Annotated in this window: 15 protein-coding genes; 10 read left to right on the top strand and 5 right to left on the bottom strand. The window is 54.2% G+C overall.

Annotated features, from left to right (window positions below):
• The first annotated feature begins 151 nt into the window (after positions 1 to 151).
• The 7 genes from ABYA77_RS04920 (at position 152) to ABYA77_RS04890 (ending at position 8,699) form a co-directional block, all read left to right on the top strand.
• Positions 152 to 853 carry a thermostable hemolysin gene (locus tag ABYA77_RS04920; protein ID WP_372964835.1) on the top strand — a complete coding sequence of 234 codons (702 nt, stop codon included), beginning with the start codon at positions 152 to 154 and terminating at the stop codon, positions 851 to 853.
• Positions 837 to 3,041, top strand: a complete 2,205-nt coding sequence (locus ABYA77_RS04915; RefSeq protein ID WP_372964834.1) for an AMP-binding protein — start codon at positions 837 to 839, stop codon at positions 3,039 to 3,041. Before ABYA77_RS04920 ends, ABYA77_RS04915 begins: the two co-directional genes overlap by 17 nt.
• Positions 3,028 to 3,810, top strand: a complete 783-nt coding sequence (locus ABYA77_RS04910) for an SDR family oxidoreductase (protein ID WP_372964833.1) — start codon at positions 3,028 to 3,030, stop codon at positions 3,808 to 3,810. The genes ABYA77_RS04915 and ABYA77_RS04910 overlap by 14 nt, the downstream gene beginning before the upstream one ends.
• Entirely contained in the window at positions 3,807 to 4,427 is a 621-nt protein-coding gene (locus tag ABYA77_RS04905; RefSeq protein WP_372964832.1) for a tetratricopeptide repeat protein, read from the top strand. Before ABYA77_RS04910 ends, ABYA77_RS04905 begins: the two co-directional genes overlap by 4 nt.
• 86 nt (positions 4,428 to 4,513) lie before the next feature.
• Positions 4,514 to 6,028 (top strand): diguanylate cyclase, encoded by a 1,515-nt coding sequence (locus ABYA77_RS04900; protein WP_372964831.1) that lies wholly within the window; start codon positions 4,514 to 4,516, stop codon positions 6,026 to 6,028.
• 78 nt (positions 6,029 to 6,106) lie between these two features.
• Entirely contained in the window at positions 6,107 to 6,973 is an 867-nt protein-coding gene (locus ABYA77_RS04895) for an MBL fold metallo-hydrolase (protein WP_372964830.1), read from the top strand.
• A 7-nt stretch (positions 6,974 to 6,980) separates the two neighbouring features.
• Positions 6,981 to 8,699 (top strand): SulP family inorganic anion transporter, encoded by a 1,719-nt coding sequence (locus tag ABYA77_RS04890; RefSeq protein ID WP_372964829.1) that lies wholly within the window; start codon positions 6,981 to 6,983, stop codon positions 8,697 to 8,699.
• A 1-nt stretch (position 8,700) separates the two neighbouring features.
• On the opposite strand, the gene ABYA77_RS04885 is transcribed toward ABYA77_RS04890, so the two are convergent.
• The 4 genes from ABYA77_RS04885 to gdhA form a co-directional block, all read right to left on the bottom strand.
• On the bottom strand, positions 8,701 to 9,231 hold the full coding sequence (locus tag ABYA77_RS04885) for a response regulator transcription factor (protein ID WP_372964828.1): 531 nt from the start codon (positions 9,229 to 9,231) through the stop codon (positions 8,701 to 8,703).
• Position 9,232: 1 nt separating this feature from the next.
• Positions 9,233 to 10,501: an ATP-binding protein gene (locus ABYA77_RS04880; RefSeq protein ID WP_372964827.1), complete on the bottom strand. Its 1,269-nt coding sequence runs from the start codon at positions 10,499 to 10,501 to the stop codon at positions 9,233 to 9,235.
• A 63-nt stretch (positions 10,502 to 10,564) separates the two neighbouring features.
• Positions 10,565 to 13,147, bottom strand: a complete 2,583-nt coding sequence (locus ABYA77_RS04875; protein ID WP_372964826.1) for a PEP/pyruvate-binding domain-containing protein — start codon at positions 13,145 to 13,147, stop codon at positions 10,565 to 10,567.
• 7 nt (positions 13,148 to 13,154) lie between these two features.
• Entirely contained in the window at positions 13,155 to 14,504 is a 1,350-nt protein-coding gene (gene gdhA, locus ABYA77_RS04870; RefSeq protein WP_372964825.1) for an NADP-specific glutamate dehydrogenase, read from the bottom strand.
• Positions 14,505 to 14,754: 250 nt separating this feature from the next.
• Between gdhA and ABYA77_RS04865 the strand changes: the two genes are divergently transcribed.
• From ABYA77_RS04865 to ABYA77_RS04855, 3 genes are all read left to right on the top strand, one after another.
• Positions 14,755 to 16,758, top strand: a complete 2,004-nt coding sequence (locus ABYA77_RS04865) for a TonB-dependent receptor domain-containing protein (RefSeq protein WP_372964824.1) — start codon at positions 14,755 to 14,757, stop codon at positions 16,756 to 16,758.
• A gap of 226 nt (positions 16,759 to 16,984) precedes the next feature.
• Positions 16,985 to 18,223: an efflux RND transporter periplasmic adaptor subunit gene (locus tag ABYA77_RS04860; RefSeq protein ID WP_372964823.1), complete on the top strand. Its 1,239-nt coding sequence runs from the start codon at positions 16,985 to 16,987 to the stop codon at positions 18,221 to 18,223.
• Complete coding sequence (locus ABYA77_RS04855) at positions 18,220 to 21,351, top strand: efflux RND transporter permease subunit (RefSeq protein ID WP_372964822.1); 3,132 nt, start codon at positions 18,220 to 18,222, stop codon at positions 21,349 to 21,351. The genes ABYA77_RS04860 and ABYA77_RS04855 overlap by 4 nt, the downstream gene beginning before the upstream one ends.
• Here ABYA77_RS04855 and ABYA77_RS04850 read toward each other — a convergent pair.
• A partial coding sequence (locus tag ABYA77_RS04850; protein ID WP_372964821.1) for an OmpA family protein occupies positions 21,323 to 21,911 on the bottom strand: 589 nt, incomplete at its 5' end. The genes ABYA77_RS04855 and ABYA77_RS04850 overlap by 29 nt on opposite strands.

Genomic DNA, 21,911 nt, shown 5'->3' with positions numbered 1-21,911 from the left:
TTCTTAAGCGAGCCTTAACTCGCGGTTCAGCTAAACCTTAAGGCGTTCTTAAGGATTCTGCTGTGTTGCCTTAAGGCTCCTTTAAGCCTGTCTCTCTAATCTGCCAGTCATGCTCTAAGGCTTTTTGCCCGGCTGCTGTTGGAGAACGAATATGAATAACCCGATGACAATGTCCATCTGTTGTCTGCCTGATTCCCCGGAGGTCATGCCGGTGCTGCACTGTGCTGGTCGATGGTTCAGCGAGATCGTACCGGGCACGACTATGGAGGAAACCGTCGCCGTGTTTATTCGCCGGCGGTTTTTGCAGGCTTATGGCGCCGAACCGAATTTACGTATTCCGTCGCTACTGGCGTTGACCACTGCTCAGGGTAGCCTGATGGCCGCTGTGGGGGTCCGTAATGCCAGCCACGATCAATTGTTTCTGGAAGATTATCTATCGGTGCCAGTGGAAACGGTGATGCCAGAATCGGGGATCGATCGCAGCCGAATTGCTGAAATTGCTCATTTGGCCGGTGTAGAAGCCGGAGTCAGTCGCTATTTGTTTGCTTCTTTGTCGGTCTGGCTGGACAGCGAGGACTATGACTGGGTGGTGTGTACCGGTACAGATCAGTTGCGCAACAGCTTCCATCGCCTGGGAATTACAACGTATGTATTGGCGAGCGCAGATCCGTCTAAGTTACCGGATGGCGGCGCTGGCTGGGGTTGCTACTACGAGCATCACCCTGTGGTGCTGGCTATTCGGGTAGCTGATGGCATCTCGGCGTTACGCGAGGCAGGCTTACTGAAATTGATTCAGCAAGTTGAGCGTTCTGATCATTTGTCTGAGAGGAAAGTTTATGGCTTCCTTGCCTGAATTGCTGCATGCCTGTGTTCAACAGCACCCAGACCGTCTTGCTCTTCAGGGCGCAGGGTCCGGGCTCAGTTATCGGCAGATGTGGCAGGCTGTCAACGACCTGGCTGAGCGGTTACGGCAGCAGGGCGTTAAACGAGCTGGGTTATGCGGTGACAATACTGTGGCCTGGGTAGTGGCAGATCTGGCTTGTCTGGTGGCTGGCGTCGTGTGTGTGCCTGTACCCGTATTTTTCTCGAAAAACCAGAGATCCCATCTGGTGGAAAGAGCCGGTTTGGAATGCTTACTGTTCAGTGACGAAACAGACGGTGCGAAACCTATAGGCCAGGGAGTCTGGTTGCAGCATTTACCGGTTTCCCCGGCATGTTCCTGGATGCCGGAGCAAACTGCAAAAATCACATTTACCTCTGGCAGTACTGGCACTCCGAAGGGGGTGTGCTTGTCGGCTGAGCAGATGGTTGGGACCACTCTGGCATTGCAGGAGCGCCTCGGAGGCGTGACATTGCAGCAACACCTTTGCATTCTGCCGCTGGCTACGTTGTTGGAGAATATTGCCGGCGTCTATCTGCCGTTGTTGATGGGTGCGACTGTGACGATTGTACCGCTCCAAACCCTGGGAATGACTGGCAGTAGTGGTTTGGATTTTCGCCGGTTGGTGACCGGAATTAACCGTTATCAGCCCCACTCCATCATTTTGGTGCCAGAGTTAGCAATGGCATTGGTGACTGCTGCAGAACAAGGAAGTCTGAGCTGCGCATCGTTTCGTTTTCTGGCTGTTGGTGGTGGCCGGGTATCACTGGATTTGCTGGCGCGAGGGCGTTCAGTCGGCCTGCCTTTGTATGAAGGCTATGGTCTGTCTGAGTGTGGCTCGGTAGTCGCTCTGAATGTACCTGATGATGAATGTGAAGGCAGCGTTGGCAGACCGTTGTCGCATGTGGATGTTTGTGTGGATGATCAGCGCCGGATACTGGTTCGTGGCAACACACACCTGGGCTATCTGGGCGATGGGCCTGTAGCTGAAAGCTGGCTTGATACCGGAGACCTCGGAGCCATCGATAAAGACGGGTATCTTGTCGTGAATGGCAGAGCTAAGAATCTTCTGATCACTAGCTTCGGTCGTAATATCAGTCCGGAATGGCTGGAAAGTGAATTGATTCAGGCGCTCAGTGCTACGCAAGCTGTTGTATTTGGTGATGGCGAACCTCAGCCCAGCGCCTTACTGACAATCCGGGATGAACGCACTCCGGATGATCTGCTCCCAGATCTGATGGCTGTGAACGCCGGCCTGCCGGACTATGCCCGATTACAGGCGGTGTATTTACGCCGGAACCCTCTGAGCCAGGCGGATAACCACATTACTGCTAATGGGCGCCCCGTTCGTCACCAGATTCAAGCGGATTTGCCTTCACTGGTGACAGATTCCTTCCCCCTGTTTCTGAGCACCAATGGGATCACGCCTATTCCCTGGGACCCGACACTGAATCACTCAACCAAAGGACTACCCAATATGGATTTTTTTGACAGACTGCAATCCGAAACTGAAGAAGCCCGGGCTCATGTCACGAGTGCCCCGGTCGTTGAAGCCATCCGCGAGGGGCGCTTCAGCCTGGAAGGCTACACCTGGTTTTTGACTCAGGCATACCACCACGTAAAACACACCGTTCCTCTGATGATGGCCTGCGGTGGCCGTTTACCAGAGCGTTTGGAGCCTGTTCGCAAAGCGTTGGTGGAATACATTGATGAAGAGTACGGCCACCATGAATGGATTCTGAATGATCTGGAAGCCTGCGGTGAAGATAAGGACACCATTCGACATGGTCGGCCAGACACCTCCATCGAACTGATGGTGGCCTACCTTTACGACCGTATTCAGCGCGGTAACCCTGTGGCTTTTTTTGGCATGGTACAGGTGCTGGAAGGCACCTCCATTGAGTTGGCCACACCGCTGGGCGAAGCAATTCAGAAGCAATTGCACTTACCTGATCAGGCCTTCAGCTACCTTTACTCTCACGGAGCGCTGGATCAGGAGCATTTTGAGTTTTTCCGCAACCTGATGAATGACATTCGTGATCCGGATGATCAGCTGGCCATTATCGAGTCTGCCCGAATGGTATACCGGCTCTATGGAGATATGTTGCATAACATTCCTGTTCAGGTTGCAACCGAAGGACAGCGTCATGTTGCTGCATGACCGAACGTTTCTGCTGCTCGGTGGAACCGGTGGTATTGGCAAAGCACTGATTGAGCCGCTGGTGCAGGCTGGTGCCCGTGTCATCGTGGCCACACGTCACCTTGAACGGCTGGATCCCTGCGAGGGTGTCGTGCCTGTCTACCTTGATCTCGCCGCTGTTGAACTGGATAACCAGCTGCAGCAACTCAGTATGGTCTACCCGGACATTGATGGGGTTATTCACTGTGCTGGCCAGAACCAGTTTGTGGCTCTTGAGGCCATGGAAATCAGCGATCTGGATGCCCAGCTCAATGTGAATCTGCGTTCTGCCATGTTGGTGGCCCGGCATTTCGCCCCGCGGTTCCGGAAAACAGGTCTTGGAGCGTTGGTTTTTGTGGGTTCAACCTTCGGCAGCATCGGTTTCCCGGGCTACACAGCCTACTGCGCCAGCAAATTTGGTTTGCGAGGCTTTACTGAAGCCTTACGCCGGGAATGGGCGGATACCTCGTTAAAAGTTATTTATGTGGCACCCAGAGCCACCGCCACAAGCATGAATCCGGATGCGGTGACGGCAATGAACCAGGCGCTGGGTAATGCAGTGGACGCGCCAGAACAGGTGGCGGCTGAAATTCTGAAAGCCATGACCCGGGATGAGCATCGGCGCTTTTTAGGGTGGCCGGAAAAACTGTTTGTAGTGATCAACAGTATTCTGCCGAAAATTGTGGATAAAGCGATGTTGAAGCAGTTACCCGTGATCCGGCGGTTTATGGAATCAGGAGTGGTGTCATGAGATGGTTGGTATTGGCAGTAGTTTGTATGGCGACAGTGCCAGCTTGGGCGGCAGATTTTCAGGCCGGATTGACTGATATTCAAAAGCGTTGGGCTGAGATTCAGTATCAATTACCTGAGAAGAGCAGGGAAAAGGCCTTCGAAGATTTGGCCTCCGATGCTGAGGCGTTGGTCGCCCTATACCCAGAGAAGGCAGAGCCGCTGATTTGGCAGGGTATTGTGCTGAGTACTTATGCGGGCGCAAAAGGTGGGTTGAGCGCTTTAGGGTTGGTCAAACGAGCGCGGGCATCGTTGGAGTCTGCATTAGCAATAAATGCCAGTGCTCTGGAGGGCTCCGCCTACACCTCGTTAGGCAGCTTGTATTATCAGGTGCCAGGCTGGCCGATAGGGTTCGGTGATGATGATAAAGCTCTTAGTTATTTGCAAAAGGCCCTGGCCATTAACCCTGATGGTATTGATGCCAATTATTTCTTTGGTGACTACCTGGTCGAACAGGGCGAGCCTGAGCGAGCCAGGGTGTATCTTCAGAAAGTTATGACCGCTTCGGGGCGTCCGGGCCGAGAAGTCGCAGATGCGGGGCGTAAAGCCGAAGCCGAAGCGCTTCTGAGTAATCTTTAGCCGGATATACTCACATAGCCGCATACGGATTGTTGGGCTACACTTTCTTGAAGAGGTGTAAGTGCAGCCAGGGAGAGCGGCGTTTAATGACGAATATGTCAGATGGCTGGGAACAAGGCACTTTGCACCCAGCCTTTTTCGAGAAACTCGCTTCGGGAGTTTCCAGTGTTCTGTTCACTTACTGGCTGAGTGCTGATGGTCAGACTCACTGCTATCCGTACGTTAGTGAAAAAGTTCAGTCGCTTTTTGGTGTTGCCTCTGCCCACTTTAATAAAAATGCTGATGTCATTTTTTCGATTGTTCATCCTGAAGATGCTCCCGGGATCGGAGAGAGTCTTCTGGAATCCGCTCGCACTTTAACCCCTTGGTGCAATCAAGCCCGCCTCAAATTGCAAAGCGGCGAGTTCCGGTGGTTCGAAACTCACGCCATACCAGAGCGCCAGCCTGATGGCAGTACGCTTTGGTATGGTCAGTTTCAGGATATCCAGAAATACAAATTGCTGGAGCAAAGCCTCAGGAAAAGTGAAGCGGAATTTTCCTTTCAGGCTGGCTTTCAGAACCTTATTGCCAGGTTGTCTGCGGAGTTCATTAATCTAGGCTTCGGCACAATTAATGAGGGCATTGACGACCTGCTTCAGTCCATTGGCCAGTTTTTCGGAGTCGATCGGGCTTATATCTATACGCTATCTGACGATTACTCCGGAATGACCAACACTCACGAATGGTGTACAGACAAAACGCTTGCCGTGAAAGACGACCGGCAAGACGTTCGGATAGATGGGTGTGGTTGGTGGCGAAAACAAATAAGCGCCATGGTTGACCGCAACCAGGTGGTGTTTGTTGAAAATATTGATCATCTTCCGGCAGAGGCTGCTCTGGAACGCGGCCTGCTTAAGAAACACCGAGTGCACTCGATGTTTTGTGTGCCAATAAGAGGGCGTGGCCGGGTAGACGGCTTCCTGGGTGTTGATTCGGTAGTAGAGCGGGACTGGCATCCCGATCAGGCGGATTTGCTGCTCATCGTCACCGGTCTTCTGTCTGGTGTGCTGGAGCGCCATCGACTTGAGAATGAACTCCTCAATCAGTCCATTCGCGACCCGCTCACGGGGTTGCATAATCGCCGTTATCTGATGCCACGACTGGAAGAGCTGCTGTCCCGAAACAGCCGGCATGGCGAGCTTTTTTCGATGGTCATGGTTGATATTGACCACTTTAAGGATATTAACGATACCGTCGGTCATCTGGGGGGCGACTATACCCTGCAATGTTTTGCCAAACTGTTGCAGAAGCACACTCGTACGAATGACGTTGTCTCGAGGTTTGGTGGGGAAGAGTTTCTGGTGATCTTTGTTGGTGCCGGGACGGAGAGTGTCAAACAGTTGGTGCTTAGGGTACTGGAGGCTGTTCGTAGGGAACCGTTCATTTATAACGGGCGTCCTGTTTCCCTCACAGCGAGTGCTGGTGTGATCAGCTCGGAGGAGTTGAAAGGAAAGTGGGTAACACCTGCGCTCATGATTGATCAGGCTGATCACCGGCTGTACTTGGCGAAGAAAAGTGGCCGGGATTGTATGGTTGATGGACTGGGGCTATCACGCATATAAACAAACAGAACTTCACCTTATATATCGATATGGTATATTCTTAGATCTAAACTTAAGGTTAGGTCAGAGGTCAGCGCCATGAGTCAGCCCATTGTCCAGCATTTTTTTGATGAACCGACGAATACTTTTAGTTATGTGATCCGGGATCCGGACGGTCAGGCTTGCGCGATTCTGGATTCAGTATTGGATTTTGACTATGCCTCTGGGCGTACGGATGTCCGCTCTGCGGATGAAATCATCCGGTATGTCCGCGACAACGATTTAACCGTTGAATGGATTCTGGAAACTCATGTGCACGCCGATCATTTGTCGGCAGCGCCGTACCTGCATGAAAAACTTGGCGGAAAAACGGGCATTGGCGCTCGTATCACCGATGTACAGGAAATTTTCGGCAAAGCCTTTAATGCAGGAACCGAGTTTGCCCGTGATGGCAGCCAGTTCGACCAGTTGTTTGAAGAGGGGGATACCTTCACTATTGGAGGCCTGGAAGGTCGCGTACTCCACACTCCGGGCCATACGCCAGCCTGCCTGACCTATGTAATCGGTGATGCCGCCTTTGTTGGTGACACGCTGTTCATGCCGGATTATGGCACCGCCCGCTGTGATTTTCCGGGAGGTGACGCCCGTACCTTGTACCACTCGATCCAGAAGGTGCTTGCATTGCCTGAAGAAACCCGGATTTTCCTGTGTCATGACTACAAAGCGCCGGGCCGTGATGAGTACCATCACATGACGACCGTGGCAGAACAGCGCCAGGCCAATGTCCATGTGCACGAAGGTATTTCCGAGGAAGAGTTTGTCAGAATGCGCACCGAGCGTGATGCGACTCTGGATATGCCCCGGCTGATTCTGCCTTCGGTTCAGGTCAATATGCGAGCCGGTGAAATGCCGCCGGAAGAGGATAATGGTCAGATCTACCTGAAAGTCCCCATTAACCTGTTCTGAGCCGGGTATGAACCTGAAACGCTATTTGCCGATACTTCAGTGGGCACCTGAATACAGCCGCAGTCAGGCATCCAATGACCTGATCGCGGCGCTTATTGTCACGGTGATGCTGATTCCTCAGTCTCTTGCATATGCACTGCTGGCCGGATTGCCTGCCCAGGTGGGGTTGTATGCCAGTATACTGCCGTTGGTGGTCTATGCCCTGTTCGGCACCAGTCGAACCCTCTCTGTTGGGCCTGTGGCCGTTGTATCGCTGATGACAGCCGCTGCGCTGGCCCCATTAGCCGAAGCTGGCTCGGCTGAGTACATTGCCGGTGCCGTGCTGATTGCTGTTATGTCTGGTCTGATGCTGACGGTAATGGGGGTGATGAAGCTGGGTTTTCTGGCGAACTTCCTCAGTCACCCTGTTATCTCGGGCTTTATTTCAGCCTCGGGCATTGTTATTGCGGCCAGCCAGCTTAAGCATCTGTTTGGTATTCAGGCATCGGGCCATAACTTGCTGGATATTGTGGGTTCCTTGTTAGGGTCTTTGGGGAGCACCAATATCCCGACTCTTCTGGTCGGCGTCGGAGCTCTGCTTTTTCTGTTCTGGTCCAGACGTTTCCTGAAACCTTTACTGAATAAACTGGGTATGGCACCCGGAACGGCAGCCATTTTCACGAAAACCGCCCCTATTCTTGCGGTAGTCGTCACTGCCATACTGGCCTGGGGCCTGAGCCTGGATGAGAGTGGCGTCAGGTTGGTTGGCGAAGTACCTTCGGGGTTGCCGTCGTTTTCCATGCCTAGCCTGGACCCTTCGCTCTGGTCTCAGTTGGCAGTCAGTGCACTATTGATCAGCGTAGTAGGTTTTGTTGAGTCGGTATCCGTGGGACAGACGCTTGCGGCCAAACGGCGCCAACGGATTGACCCGGATCAGGAGTTAATCGGCTTGGGCACAGCCAATCTTAGTGCTGGCTTCTCTGGAGGTATGCCAGTAACCGGCGGTTTTTCCCGTTCTGTTGTAAATTTTGATGCGGGAGCAGAAACACCGGCTGCCGGTGCCTATGCTGCGATAGGTATTGCTCTTGCGACCGTTTTTCTCACTCCGGCGATTGCCTGGTTGCCCCAGGCGACTTTGGCAGCGACCATTATTGTAGCGGTTGTGACTCTGATTGATCTGCCCGCCCTCTTCCGCATTTTTCGTTATTCGAGGACGGATTTTGGTGCCATGTTGGCCACGATCGTGCTGACATTGGTTCATAGTGTTGAGGCTGGGATCATTGCGGGCGTTGCTTTGTCTATCGGCCTGTTCTTATACCGTACCAGCCGCCCTCACTGTGCGGTTGTGGGGCGCGTTCCTGGCACGGAGCATTTCCGGAATATCCTGCGTCATGATGTGGAGCTGTGCCCGAAAGTCACCTTTTTGCGGGTGGATGAGAGTTTATATTTTGCCAATGCGCGTTTTCTGGAAGAGACCGTTATGGATCTTGTTGCTCAAGAGCCGAAGCTGACCGATCTTGTTCTGGTTTGTACCGCCATAAACCTTATTGATGCATCGGCACTGGAAAGTCTGGAAGCGATGAGTGAGCGACTTAACGATGCCGGAGTGCGGTTGCACTTGTCAGAAGTAAAAGGCCCGGTGATGGACCGGCTTAAAGGCACGGAATTGCTCGAGCACATGGGCGGTCGGGTTTACCTCAGCAGTTATGACGCGTGGAAGGCCCTGACCGGTCGCGATGGTTGTTGATTTAACGCCAGCGTGAGTGCTTTTGCAGTTTGCGCTGGAGAGTTCTTCGATGCATGTTGAGGGCGCGGGCGGTAGCTGAGATATTACCGTCGTGTTCATTCAGTACCCTCTGAATATGTTCCCATTCCATTTCTTCAACAGATGGTGGCTCTGGTCGCAACTCCGGCGGTGCCTCAAGGGGCGCGAAACCGTTGATCAGTTGCTGCACTGTGACGGGTTTGCAGAGGTAGTTAATGGCGCCCCGGCGCATGGCCTCAACCGCTGTGGCTATGCTGCCATACCCTGTGAGAACCAGAATATCGAGATCGGGGTTGCTGTTTAGCAGTTCTGGTAGCAGCTGCAGGCCGCTTTCACCTGCCAGGTTCAAATCCAGTACACACTTGTTAAAGTTGTTTGAATGAGCCGCATTGAGCGCACTTTTATGGTCGTGTGCGGGTGTGGCTTCTATGTCGTTGCGGGCGAGTGATCGGGTCAGAACCTGAAGGAATGCTTGGTCATCATCCACCAGCAGCCATTTCTCCTGAGCAGACATGTCAATTTGCCTCCGTGTTTTCAGGATCTGCAATCGGCAGTTCGATCATCATCGTGGTCCCTGATTCACTGGTTCTTGCCTTGAGATTTCCTCCCAGCCTTTGAATGGTGGCGTTGGATAAGAAGAGCCCAACCCCTAAACCGTTTCGTGAATCGACAATCTCACCGCCGGGTGCGCCTTGCATTGCGGCCTCCAAGCCCACGCCGTGGTCTTCTACCACTATTTCTACATGACTCGTATCGGTTAACCGGCTACTGACGGATACCCAATTCGGGCTGGCGGTCAGGGCGTTTGCCAAAAGATTAAGTACGGCCTGATCAAGGATAGTGTCAACCGAGACATGGATGTCTGGATGATTATCTGACCATTGCACCGGGCTGGATGGCCACAATAATGTAGCTGATTCCCGCAGTCTGGCCAGCCAGTCTTTAACGGTCAGGATTTCTAGCTGAGCGGTTTTGGCCTCGACAGCGGTTTTGGTCAGTTGTTGCAGGTGGTTGCTGCAGAGGGTTACTTGCTGGTTCAAGAGGTCTAAGTCTTCAGTCAGTTCCGGAGAGTCTTGACCGGCAGTGTGTGACCGGATTTCGTCCAAAAGCAGAGTCATCGTGTTCAGTGGGGTGCCGAGCCGGTGAGCCACGGCAGCAGCCGACAGGCCAAGTGCAATGACCTGTTCATCCCGAAGCCGGCTTTCCCGGAACTCGGACAGCTGGCTTTGCTGGTGCCGGAGTCGGCGAGCCAGTGTGCCAACGACCACCAGCAGAATGACGGCTGTGAGGGCAAAGGTTACCCACATGCCAACCAGATGTAACTGAGCAAGATCAGTATCATGGTGATGATGTGCTATGGGGGTGTGCCAAAGCACCAAAGCAGTATAAATAGCAATGCCTGCCAGTGTCAGGCCGATACTTTGTCGGGTGGGAACCAGAATGATCCCAACGGCAATGGGCAGCAATAGGACGGAAACCAGTGGATTGGTGTAGCCTCCGGTGAGATAAAGCCATAGGCCAATCAGCAGCAGGTCGGCGGTTAGTGTCAGGCTGATGGGTAACGAGGATTTTGGTGGCCGTCGATTGAGCCAAAGCCAGCCAAGTACTGCCAGCACCGCATACAGCAAGCCAACTAACAGGGCTTCGGCGCGGTGGGCCAGCGTGATAACAGATTCAGCAACGGCGATCGCCATTAGCTGAGTAGCAATAATGGCCAGTCGCATGCCGAGCAAATAGCGGGCAGCCTGGCGAAAACCGGTTTGAGAGTGTGTGAGCCATTCCATGAGGGCATTCTAGCAGCAAGTGGTCGCTACGCACGTGCTGAACGTGCGACCTTTTGTCAGGGATCAATCCAGGAAATAACACACCAGTTGCTGGCTGACGACATCTCCGGTCAGCTGCAGTCTGTTCGGCGTAATATGATGCACCTGCACTGCCGCACCAGCCGGGCTGCCTGGCTCACAGGTTGTATCAGGTTGGCACGGTGGCAGGCGGTCTGGGTGATACTGGCAGTGTGCCGTGTCGGGGAACAGCGCAGCGTAAGCTATGCCGCTTTCAACCAGATCCTGGAAAAAGTGGGAGCCGTAGGACAGATCTGGAACCATGTCGCCGGCATTCTCTGATACTTCAATCAGAGCGGCGACGCCGGCAATGTCAGAAAAGCGTACAGGTACGCCCAGTTCCGGACTGCTGGTGCCCCAGCGCCCTGGGCCGATCAGCATAGTGGGTTCGGCAGACAGCCGCATGATGCGACCGATCAGCCGGGCAACCTGATAGCGTTCGCTGGTATTCAAACGAGCATAAACCGGGGCGTCGACACGAATTACCCGTGTAATGGCCAGATTTATATTGCCGCCCATAAAGTGGCCCTGGGTGTGGAATAGCAGCCGGGATGCCGGAAGCGGGTCGGGCATCTGTACGGGGCCGGTTTCACCAATAGTGGCCAGGGGGCGGCATTGAACCAGATTGAATGAGGGGTCGCCCTGAGCATTCAGGTGCAGGGTGAATTCTACATCCACCGGGTGGCGGTAACCGGCTTCAAGCGTGGTTAGCAAACTCGATAGTCGGTCAATAAACGGGCTGCCTTGCACCAGTGGCCGGAAAGTCAGGCGCCACACAGGGCCGTCAAGGCCGATCTGCTCGGCTCGGGTGGTGGCGTCCCTGTCCACCTCCGCCAGATGCTTCATGGGCAGGTCTTGTGTGGCACTGAGAAGCTGACTCAGAGGGCGGGTTTCAAGGCCCCCGGTTTCCAGATCAAGTAGATCAACAAGATGTTGGGAAAAACGGAAGTTTTCGTTCTGATTGCGAAAGGGTTGCCGGGTGGGATGATCCAGCGCCATTACGCAGGCATGGTCACCTTCAATACGGTCAACCGCCCGGGTGCCCAACCCCATCACCAGTCGCACCATGCCAGCTTCGGGGGCCATACTGGGATCCCAGGCGAAGGTGTTGCGAGAGACCCCTACGCCAGCGGCGTCTGGCAGGTAGTAGCGGTTATGAAAACGGCCATTAACCCGCTGAATCAGCAGTGCCATGGGCTCCTCCCGCTGATCCAGACCCCGTTGTTTTCGGTACACCAGTGCATCTTCACTCATGGATGAGGCATAGACTTGCCGAATGGCGTCTTCCAGCGCTGCTATTCGCTGCTCAGGTGAACCCTGATTGACCAGAAATACACTATCGTATTTGCCTGCAAAAGCATTGCCGAAGCCGTCTTCCTGCAGGCTGGAGGAGCGCACAAGAATCGGATACTGCCCGTAATGGTCGAGCAACCTCTCGAGATCGGCTCGGATTTCGTTTGGAAAATGACCCTTCAGAATGCCGTTCTGCAGCGCCGGAGCTTCTTTCAGGTAACCCGCGGCGGAGCGCTGGCGCATAATGGCCGGCCATAGGCCATTGTGTACCAGAAAAGCGTAATACGCATCGGTACCCAGATAGCTGGAATCATGGGGTTCCAGTTGCTTCTGCCATTGTTGAGGGTCGTCTTTTAGCAGGATGTTACGGGCAATCAGCATACCCGTGGCCTTGCCGCCAATATAGCCGCTGCCGACCAACCGGCTGCGGATAGTCAGCAGGTCCTCCAGTGACAGGTAACGCCGGGCCAGATCCAGTATCTGAGGATCTCTGCTCACCAGAACCTGAAGGACCTGCTCCTGCAAGGCGGCGATGGTTTCGGGATCCTTTGCGGACAGCGCCCGACTGGCCTCCTGGAACAGGCGGTCCCAGTAGTCCAGCAAGGGCTGGCTATGCAGGCTGTCCTGCTCCAGCGCAGCTTGTAGTCTCGTGGCATCACTGCTATCGGTGATCGGACGAAACTGTCCATTGTGCTCCCGGTGGGGGAGGAACATGGTTGGCGACTGCCGGCGCCAGGCCTTGATCGGTTGTACCTGTACATTGTCGCCATGCCGGTGAACGTCGAGCATTACCTGAGTCGTCTGGCGGATACGGTCCAGTGTCATCCGGGAATGGCGGTCCGGGTGCAGGGCAAACCAGGCAACGGTATCCAGTTCGAACAGGAAAGGACACACGACTCGAAAGAAATTGCCCACCATGGCATCGGTGGCCCAGGCATTAAGTAGTTCACTCAGGCTGTCGCACACATAAAAGGCTCCCCGACCATGCTGTTCAATCAGGTGCCAGACCCGGCTGGTGAAGCTTTCGAAGCCGCCAAGGGCATCAATTTCGATAGTGCGTACAGCGGAATGATTTTCAATGATCGGCGGATGGTTGCCGAAGCGGAGGTAGAGAATTTGCCGGCCTGAATCGGCGGCTGCATCAACAAAGGGGAGAACGAAACGACGATAATCGTCAAGGTGGGTAACCCGCCAGACAACGTTATCGCCGATTCTGAGGTAATCCAGAACCTCGTCCAGCCCTGCCAGACCGGTGGATACCCGGTCCGGGGACTGAGGAGGTTCCTGGCGATTCATGGCTGGATCAGATAACGCCCATAGCCGTCATGGCCTTGGCTACCCGCAGGAAGCCATTGATATTGGCGCCCAGCACGTAGTTACCTTCGGAGCCGAACTCGGCTGCGGTTTCGTAACAGTTCTTGTGGATATCAATCATGATTTCCTCAAGACGTTTCTGGGTGTAGTCAAAGGTCCAGGAGTCTCGGCTGGCGTTTTGCTGCATTTCCAGTGCGGAGGTGGCTACACCTCCAGCGTTGGCTGCTTTGCCCGGGCCGTATGCGATTTTGGCGTCCTGGAAGATGATGATGCCTTCCGGTGTAGTTGGCATGTTGGCGCCTTCGGCGACAGCGATACAGCCATTTTCTACCAGAGTTTTGGCATCGCTGCCATTGAGCTCATTCTGGGTAGCGCAAGGCAGGGCCACGTCACACGGGATGCTCCAGATGTTGCCATCTTCAACGTATTTGGCGTGCGGGTGAGCTTCTGTGTAAGCGCTGATACGACGGCGTTCTACTTCCTTGATGCGCTTAACGGTTTTCAGGTCGATGCCCTTCTCATCCACGATCATGCCTTGGGAATCAGAACAGGCAATCACTTTGGCTCCCAGTTCGTGTGCTTTCTCCATGGCGTAGATGGCTACGTTGCCGGAACCTGAAACCACAACTGTTTTCCCATCCAGAGAGTCACCACGGGCTTTCAGCATTTCATGGGTGAAGAACACGGCACCGTATCCGGTGGCTTCGGTACGGGCACGGCTACCGCCCCAGTCCAGGCCTTTGCCAGTAAATACGCCGGACTCATAGCGGTTAGTGATGCGCTTGTACTGGCCAAACATGTAGCCAATTTCGCGCCCGCCCACGCCGATGTCACCAGCCGGAACGTCAGTGTATTCGCCCAGGTGACGGTAAAGCTCTGTCATCAGGCTTTGGCAGAAACGCATGATCTCGTCATCAGACTTGCCCTTGGGGTCGAAGTCACTGCCGCCTTTGCCGCCACCGATGGGCAGGCCGGTCAGAGCGTTCTTGAAAATCTGCTCGAAGCCCAGGAACTTGATGATGCCCAGGTAGACAGATGGGTGAAAACGCAAGCCACCTTTATAAGGCCCCAGTGCACTGTTGAATTCAACGCGGAACGCACGGTTGATATGGATCTCACCGCTATCATCTTGCCAGGGCACACGGAAAATGATCTGACGCTCGGGTTCGCAGATGCGCTGAATAATTTTTTTGTCAGCGAACTCTGGGTATTTAACCAGAACAGGACCGAGAGTTTCCAAAACCTCGTGAACCGCCTGATGGAACTCCTTCTCGCCAGGATTGCGGTGAAGGACGTCCTGGTAGATCGGTACCAGCTTTTCGTCGAGTTTTGCTGTCATGGGAATAGCCCTCGGAATACGCGTATTGAAAGTTGCAAAAAGTGCAACCGCCCAAAAAAAGGGCAGTGATTGCACCACAAACAGGCACCATTTTGCAAGTCAACGGCTTAAATAGCGGGAATACATCACCGGTAGGTACCTCCAAGGGGGTGCGGCATTGTGTCTCAATGCAGATCGATGTGAGCGCCTTACAATCGTCGCCATCTCAAGATTTTCAATCGTCAAAACAGTTACGAAGGATTTACCTCGCATGGTGAAAAAACACTTGGCCCGTTGTATCAGCCTGATTTTGGCTGGTTGCGCCATGAGCTCACTAGCTCACGCCCAAACGGAAGCAGAAAATGCACTGCTGATACGCGTTACAGAAGGTCAGTCCGCTGAGGCCGCACGGCTTTCTGCCGCAGCGGTTCAGTCTGAACCGGCCGAACGGCTGTCCACCAATGCTTCGGTATCTCTCTCACGTATGGGGGGGCGGGGGCTGGACCCAGTGGTCCGTGGTCAGAATGAAGAGCGGGTCGATGTGCTGCTCGATGGTATGCGGGTTGAAGGCGCCTGCCCCAGCCGCATGGATCCGCCAACCAGTCGCCTGAGTACAGCACTGGCTCCGGTACTGGAAGTCCGTACCGGCAACCGGACTCTGCGCTGGGGCCCGATTGCTGGTGGCCAGATAGTGGCGACCACTGCGGCCCCTGTTTTTGCGGATGACAACCTGACAACTGGCCACCTGACCCTGGGTGGCTCCGATAATGGTGAAGGTAAATTAGTGAACGGCAGTGTCGCCGTTGGTAGTGAAGAGTCCTATATCCGTTTGTCGGGCGGTTACGATGAAGCCAATGATTACGAAGACGGCGATGGCAAAGAAGTCCGTAGTTCCTACGAAAACTCCGAAGGCCGCTTTGATGGTGCCTGGACGGCTGATAACGGTTTCTTTATCAAAGGCATGGTCAGCCGGCAGGAAGAGCGGGATGTGAGCTTCCCTGGCCGGGGTATGGATGCGCCGAAAACCGATACCGATATGTACCGCCTGGAGTTTGGTGCTCCGGTAGCCGATGGAGCATGGAGTCTGATGGCCTGGCAGGCCGATGTTGACCATGTGATGGACAATTTTAGTCTGCGGGAATCAATGATGAAAATGCAGACCAATTCGGAAACTCGCACTCAGGGCGTCCGTTTGGTGCTGGATCAGACTATTAACTACACCAAAGACATTTCTGTTGGTATCGATGTGGAAAGCAATGAGTGGGATGCCACCATGTACAACGGCATGATGCTCAACAATGAAGCCTCTCTGATGTGGCCTGGTGTCGAGCGGGACAAGATCGGAGTATTCGTAGAGGGCTACCACCAGGTTCGGGCAAATACCCGCTTGGGTGCAGGTATTCGGTATGACCGGGTAGAAATGGACGCCACGCGTGCAGATCAGAGCTTTACTCCGATGCAGGGGGGCATGATGTCTTTCACTCCTGCCAAGTTGTATGCGGATGAATATGGTACGAATGATGTAAAGGCTAATGATGATAACGTCAGCGGCTTCGTTACTGGTGAATGGCGTTTTTCTCCTTCTCGGATACTGGAAGTTACCGCAAGTCACAGTGTTCGTTCGCCCAGTGTTAATGAGCGGTATGTTGCTCGTAAAACCATGTCTGGCTCGTGGGTAGGTAATCCTGACCTGAATACTGAAAAGCACAACAAGCTTGAAGTGAGCTTATCGGGCAGTGATGGCAACTGGAATTGGCGCCCGGCGGTGTGGGTAGATCAGGTTGAGGACTATGTGCTGCGTTCACAGGATCGTTATTACAATATTGATGCGCGTCTGTTGGGTGTAGAGGGTGAACTTGGTTGGAGCAACGGTACCTGGAGTACTAGCAGTAAGCTCGCATCTGTTCGTGGTGAGAACCGGGATGCCGATGAGGCGCTTTCGCGAATTCCGCCTATCCAGTTTATCCAGACCATCGCCTGGGCTCATCAGGGGCATGTTCTGGCCGCCGAATGGGAAGTAGCGCGCCGTCAAGATCGTGTTCACCTTGAAGAAGATGGCGGTTTGGATCCTAGTGTATCTCCCGGGTATGGCGTGTTTAACCTGTCTGGCACCCATCCTCTGATGGCTAACCTGAGTCTGACCTGGGCCGTAGATAACCTGTTTGATAATACGTGGGCAATGCACGTCAGTAAGGACAATATTTCTGATGGTGGCATTTATCGGGTCAACGAGCCGGGCCGCACTGTGCGTGCTGCGCTAACAGCACGCTGGTAGGCCGAGATTATGGCGGTTACCCGTTTCTCATAGCCGGCGGGTGACTTTTGTGCCCCGGGCAGATTTTGAATCTGCCCGGGGTTTTTTTTTGGTTTGATCTAAGCTTCATTCAGGTTTGCTGAAAGCCTGATAGAATGTGGTTATTAGTAAATGCCTGAAAAGAATAATGTATCTGGAATCGTGATCCGCTATCGAGCCCTTTCCAACCGGAGCCTCCAAACAGACTATGTTAAAACGCTTGCTACCCCTCATCATCATTGCTGTTGGCATTGCCATTTTTATGGTTCTGAAAGCGACGCGGCCGGAACCGGTGGAGGTTTTGGCGATGGAACGCAGTTGGCGGGTAGAAGTACAGCGTATAGAGCCTGCTAGCAGGGTGCCGGTGCTGTCACTTTATGGTGAAGTGATGGCGCCGGATCAACAAACTATTACGGCTACTCTGGCGGGCCGGGTGGCACAGCGGCCGGTATCTGAGGGTATGAGTGTCAAGCAGGGCCAGCTTCTGTTGTCGCTGGATGAAGCTGATATCGCCCCGGCCTTGACGCAAGCGCAAGCTCAGGTGGACGACCTTGAAGCGCAGATACGCTTAGAACACGTTCGCTACCGCAATGATCAAGCCGCTCTTGAAAGTGAAAAGGCCATTCTTGCGAATGCCCGTCGGCAGTTTGAGAGAATCGCCTCTTTGGTGGGCCGTAATCTGGCTTCACGGGAAAACCTGGAAGGTGCAACCGATGCTCTGGCCCGCGCTGAGCTCACGGTGAGTACCCGGCAACGGGCTATTCAGGAGCATCCAGCCCGCTTACAAAGTATCGAAGCTAAACTGGCTCAGGCCCGGGCGAATCTGATTGCTACCAAAAGAGATATTGAGCGGGCAACCGTGGTGGCACCTTTCAATGGAGTGGTCACTGGCATTCAAGTAGCGGTGGGGGACCAGGTCTCTCGCAATGAAGCGTTGCTTTCAATGTATCCGGAACAGGGCATGGAAGTGCGTGCCCGAGTGCCTCAGGTTTTTCAGGCAGAGTTGATGACGGCACTGGAACAAGGCTATGAGTTGACCGCATTTTCAGAACAAGATCATGAGTTTGTGCTGACCCGTTTTGCCGGATTGTCGGATCCTGCCGGCACTGAAGCCATATTGAAACTTCAGGGTCCGCCCGGCGGGCTACGTCCTGGTGCGTTGCTGCCCTTAACGCTTAAGCGCCCCGCCCGAAAACAGGTTGTGGAAGTGCCGTTCAGTGCTTTGTACGGGGCTGACAGTGTTTACCTGATGACTGATGAAGGTCGAATGACTCGTGTGATGGTCGAGCGAATCGGAGAGGCTCAGAGCAACAACGGTGAGCGTCGGTTGCTGATATCCGGCGAGCATCTCAGGCCCGGCGCTCGATTGATTACGACTCACCTGCCTAATGCGGTTACGGGCCTTAAGGTTGAGCTGGCAGATACTGGCGGGGAGCGCTCCCGGTGAAACGCAAAAAGGGTGTCATTGGTTTTTTTGTTCATCACCGGGTTGCTGGCAACCTGGTGATGTTGGTGATGCTTCTGGGTGGTGTGATGGCGCTGACCCGAATGAACATCCAGTTTTTTCCGACTTTCGCGCTGGACGTCGTCAGTGTTCGTGTGGTTTGGAGCGGTGCCTCTGCTGAGGACGTGGAACGGGGCATCACTGACCCTTTGGAGCAGCGGTTACGAAGTGTTGATGGTCTGAAAAAAATGACCTCGACCTCAGCCCAAAGCGTGTCTGCCATTACCCTGGAGTTCAATGAGGGCACAGACCCGATTCAGGCAGTGGACGATGTACGCCAACAGGTGGATGAGTTTTCTAACCTGCCCGGAGATGCAGAAGAGCCGCAGGTTGCCCGGGTCGAACGCTATGAGCCGGTTGCCCGGTTGCTGATATACGGCGACGTAGATCGGAGTGAGTTACGGCAGTTGGTGTACCGGTTCGAAGATGAATTGCTGGACCGGGGAATCGACCGCATCAGTATCCGGGGTTTGCCAGAGCAGCAGATCAGTGTTGAGGTGCCTGTAGAACGGCTGGAAACCCTTGGACTATCGTTGGAGCAGATTGCTGACCGGGTGGCAGCCCTGTCCAGGGACCTTCCTGCCGGCATGATGGCCCAGCAGGATGCTACCCGGGAACTACGCTCGGTGGAGCAACGCCGTAGCCCCCAGGACTTTGAAACCCTGCCAATATTGAGTGGCGATCGTATTCGCCTGGAGCTAGGGGATATTGCTGTTATTCATCAGGAAAGCCGTGATAACCAGACGGTCATGGAAAACGATGGCCGGCCAGCAGTAGAGCTGCAGTTGCAGAGAGCTGAGAACGGCAACTCGCTGGTTGCTGCCAGGGTTCTGGAAAGCTGGCTGGAAGAAACCCGGTCGGCATTGCCGCCCACCATCAAAATGGAAGTCTACGATGAAACCTGGCAATTGCTGGAAGATCGAATTTCTCTGTTGGTAAATAATGGGCTGAGCGGTCTGGTAGTGGTCATTACCCTGCTGTACCTGTTTTTACCCGGACGGGTGGCTGCATGGGTGGCCATTGGAATCCCGACGGCGTTTATGGCGGCATTGGCTGTGCTGTGGCTGCTGGGTGGTTCCATCAATATGATGTCGCTGTTTGCTTTAATTATGGCATTGGGCGTGATTGTAGATGACGCCATTGTGGTGGGCGAAGACGCGGATGCCCATGCTCGCATGGGTGAGGAGTCTATCTACGCCGCCGAAGGGGCGGCTAAACGGATGGTGTGGCCGGTACTGGCATCTTCCCTGACCACCGTTGCCGCCTTTATGCCGTTGCTGGTGGTGGGAGGCATTATCGGCAATATCCTGGGGGATATTCCACTGGTGATGATCTGTGTTCTTGTGGCGTCTTTGCTGGAGTGTTTTGTGGTCTTGCCCGCGCATTTGCGTCGGGCATTTGTGGTGAAGCATGATGTCAGGGGTGGTGCAAAAGCCCGTTTGTTCCGAGGAAACCCTATTAGCCGTTTCCGTGACCGGTTCGAGCAGAGTTTTGACCGGTTCCGGGAAGGCCCATTCCGCCGTTTCTCTCGATATAGTCTGAGGCACCGCGGCGTGACTGTTGCGACGGCCTTGGCGTTGGCCTTTATGACGGTCGGATTGTTGGTCGGAGGTCGGCTGGGCTTTAACTTCTTTCCGACACCTGAACCTTCAGTTTTTTACGCTAACGCCAGTTTTGTTGCAGGTACGGATCAACGAACCGTTCAGAACTTCATGCGTGAAATGCAGCAATCCCTTACCGAAACGGAAGACGTTCTTGGTGGTGATTTGATTCTGCACGCTGTCACCACCTATGGTGCGACCCTCGGCGCCGAGGGTAGTTCCAGGAATGACGATGAGTTGGGGGCCATGTTGGTGGAATTAGTGCCCTCCGATCGACGCTCGGTGCGTAACCCAGAGTTTATCCGAGAGTGGCGTAGCCGGCTAAAACTACCTGCAGGGCTGGATGCCCTGAATATTAATGAGCGCCAAGCCGGGCCGCCGGGGCGTGATGTCAATATCCGCTTAACGGGCAATAACGCAGACGACCTGAAAAAGGCCGCTGATGAGGTCGCCCAGGCCTTGAGCACGTTGCCCGGCGTACTGGATGTGGAAGATGATATGCCTTGGGGTCGGGAGCAGCTGATTTATCAGGTAAGTTCCTATGGGGAAGCTTTGGGCCTGACCACTGTTGATTTGGGTCGTCAGTTGCGAGCCGCTTTTGATGGTCGGGTTGCCCAGATCTATCAGGATGGCCGTGACGAAGTGGAAGTGCGGGTACAGTTGCCGAGGAATCAGCGGGAGCAGTATTCCACCCTGGAACGGATGACTGTGCGCATACCTGATGGCCGATTTGTACCCTTGGCGCAGGTGATGAACCTGGATCACCGCCAAGGATTTCAGGCGCTACGCCATGCAGAGGGCCGGCTGGCAGTGGAAGTGACCTCCGCCCTTAATACCCGGGTCGCCACTACGGATCAAGTGCTGGAAAGCCTTGAGGCTGGCGCCCTGCCTGATATTGCCGCTCGTTATGGTGTCGCATACAGCTTTGAGGGCCGTTCGGCAGACCAGCGTGAAACCATGGATGACATGAAAGCCGGTTTGGTGATTGGCATTGCCCTGATGTACGTGGTGCTGGCCTGGGTGTTTGCGTCCTGGATGTTGCCGCTGATTGTGATGGCCATTATCCCATTTGCACTGATTGGTGCTTTATTAGGGCACTGGGTAATGGGGTTGCAGCTGACGATTCTGTCACTGTTCGGGCTGTTTGGTTTGTCTGGCATTGTGGTGAACAACGCCATTATTCTCGTGGCTTTTTATAATCAGCAGCGTCAGAAAGGGTTAGAGATAACCGATGCGCTTAATGAAGCGGTCGTGCAGCGGGTTCGGGCGGTACTGCTAACTTCGCTCACCACCATTGGTGGGCTGTTGCCATTGCTGTTTGAGACCTCGCTACAAGCTCAGTTTCTGATCCCGATGGCCACATCTATAGCCTTTGGCCTGGGACTTTCTACCGTGCTTGTACTGCTGGTTATTCCTGCCCTGCTTTCCTGGGTAGAGCATTTCAGGGCGTGGCGGACCGAACATCAATAATCGCTTCGCGCTCATTGGCATTATGGTCTATCAGTTCTTGAAGCCGTAAACGCTCTTCTTCCTGCGGGCCGGACAGGTCGACAATGATCTCGACGCGCCGGTTCTTTGCTCTGTTCCCCGGGGAGGTATTTTTTACACGGGGTTCTGTGTCGGCTAATCCTTTGACGGCCAGGCGCGTGGGCTCAACCTCCCCTGTGGCTAATAAAACGTTTGCAACGGCGGCTGAGCGGGCTGCAGAAAGATCCCAGTTGCTGTAAAACCGGGGCGTCCGAATAGGGATGTCGTCGGTGTGGCCTTCCACTGTCAGTTTTCCGGGCATGTCTGCCAGCACTTTCGCCATTTCCAGCAGCAACCCTTCAAATTCCCAGGTCAGTTCTGCTGAGCCAGAGGGGAACGAGCCTTTTTCTTCTATCCGTATAACGATGTGGTGCTGATCGAGGTCTTTTTCCACAGTGATACGGCCATCATCAATGGCGTCTTCAAGGACTTCCCGGATGCGCTCGGCACTGGCAGCAAGAGCTGCCTCTGCAGCTACTTCTCTTGTTTGTTCTGTAGGGCTT

The organism is Marinobacter sp. (assembly GCF_041595835.1).
Lineage (GTDB): Bacteria > Pseudomonadota > Gammaproteobacteria > Pseudomonadales > Oleiphilaceae > Marinobacter.
The sequence above is the reverse complement of the archived record's forward strand: the minus strand, read 5'-3'. Positions and strand labels throughout refer to the sequence as shown.

Excerpts from the sequence above, each read along its gene's own strand:
- ABYA77_RS04895 (WP_372964830.1), top strand. The coding sequence starts at position 6,107 with ATGAGTCAGCCCATTGTCCAGCATTTTTTTGATGAACCGACGAATACT.
- ABYA77_RS04885 (WP_372964828.1), bottom strand. The coding sequence starts at position 9,231 with ATGTCTGCTCAGGAGAAATGGCTGCTGGTGGATGATGACCAAGCATTC.
- ABYA77_RS04880 (WP_372964827.1), bottom strand. The coding sequence starts at position 10,501 with ATGGAATGGCTCACACACTCTCAAACCGGTTTTCGCCAGGCTGCCCGC.
- ABYA77_RS04915 (WP_372964834.1), top strand. The coding sequence starts at position 837 with ATGGCTTCCTTGCCTGAATTGCTGCATGCCTGTGTTCAACAGCACCCA.
- ABYA77_RS04860 (WP_372964823.1), top strand. The coding sequence starts at position 16,985 with ATGTTAAAACGCTTGCTACCCCTCATCATCATTGCTGTTGGCATTGCC.
- ABYA77_RS04910 (WP_372964833.1), top strand. The coding sequence starts at position 3,028 with ATGTTGCTGCATGACCGAACGTTTCTGCTGCTCGGTGGAACCGGTGGT.
- ABYA77_RS04865 (WP_372964824.1), top strand. The coding sequence starts at position 14,755 with ATGGTGAAAAAACACTTGGCCCGTTGTATCAGCCTGATTTTGGCTGGT.
- ABYA77_RS04905 (WP_372964832.1), top strand. The coding sequence starts at position 3,807 with ATGAGATGGTTGGTATTGGCAGTAGTTTGTATGGCGACAGTGCCAGCT.
- ABYA77_RS04900 (WP_372964831.1), top strand. The coding sequence starts at position 4,514 with ATGACGAATATGTCAGATGGCTGGGAACAAGGCACTTTGCACCCAGCC.
- ABYA77_RS04875 (WP_372964826.1), bottom strand. The coding sequence starts at position 13,147 with ATGAATCGCCAGGAACCTCCTCAGTCCCCGGACCGGGTATCCACCGGT.
- gdhA (WP_372964825.1), bottom strand. The coding sequence starts at position 14,504 with ATGACAGCAAAACTCGACGAAAAGCTGGTACCGATCTACCAGGACGTC.
- ABYA77_RS04920 (WP_372964835.1), top strand. The coding sequence starts at position 152 with ATGAATAACCCGATGACAATGTCCATCTGTTGTCTGCCTGATTCCCCG.
- ABYA77_RS04890 (WP_372964829.1), top strand. The coding sequence starts at position 6,981 with ATGAACCTGAAACGCTATTTGCCGATACTTCAGTGGGCACCTGAATAC.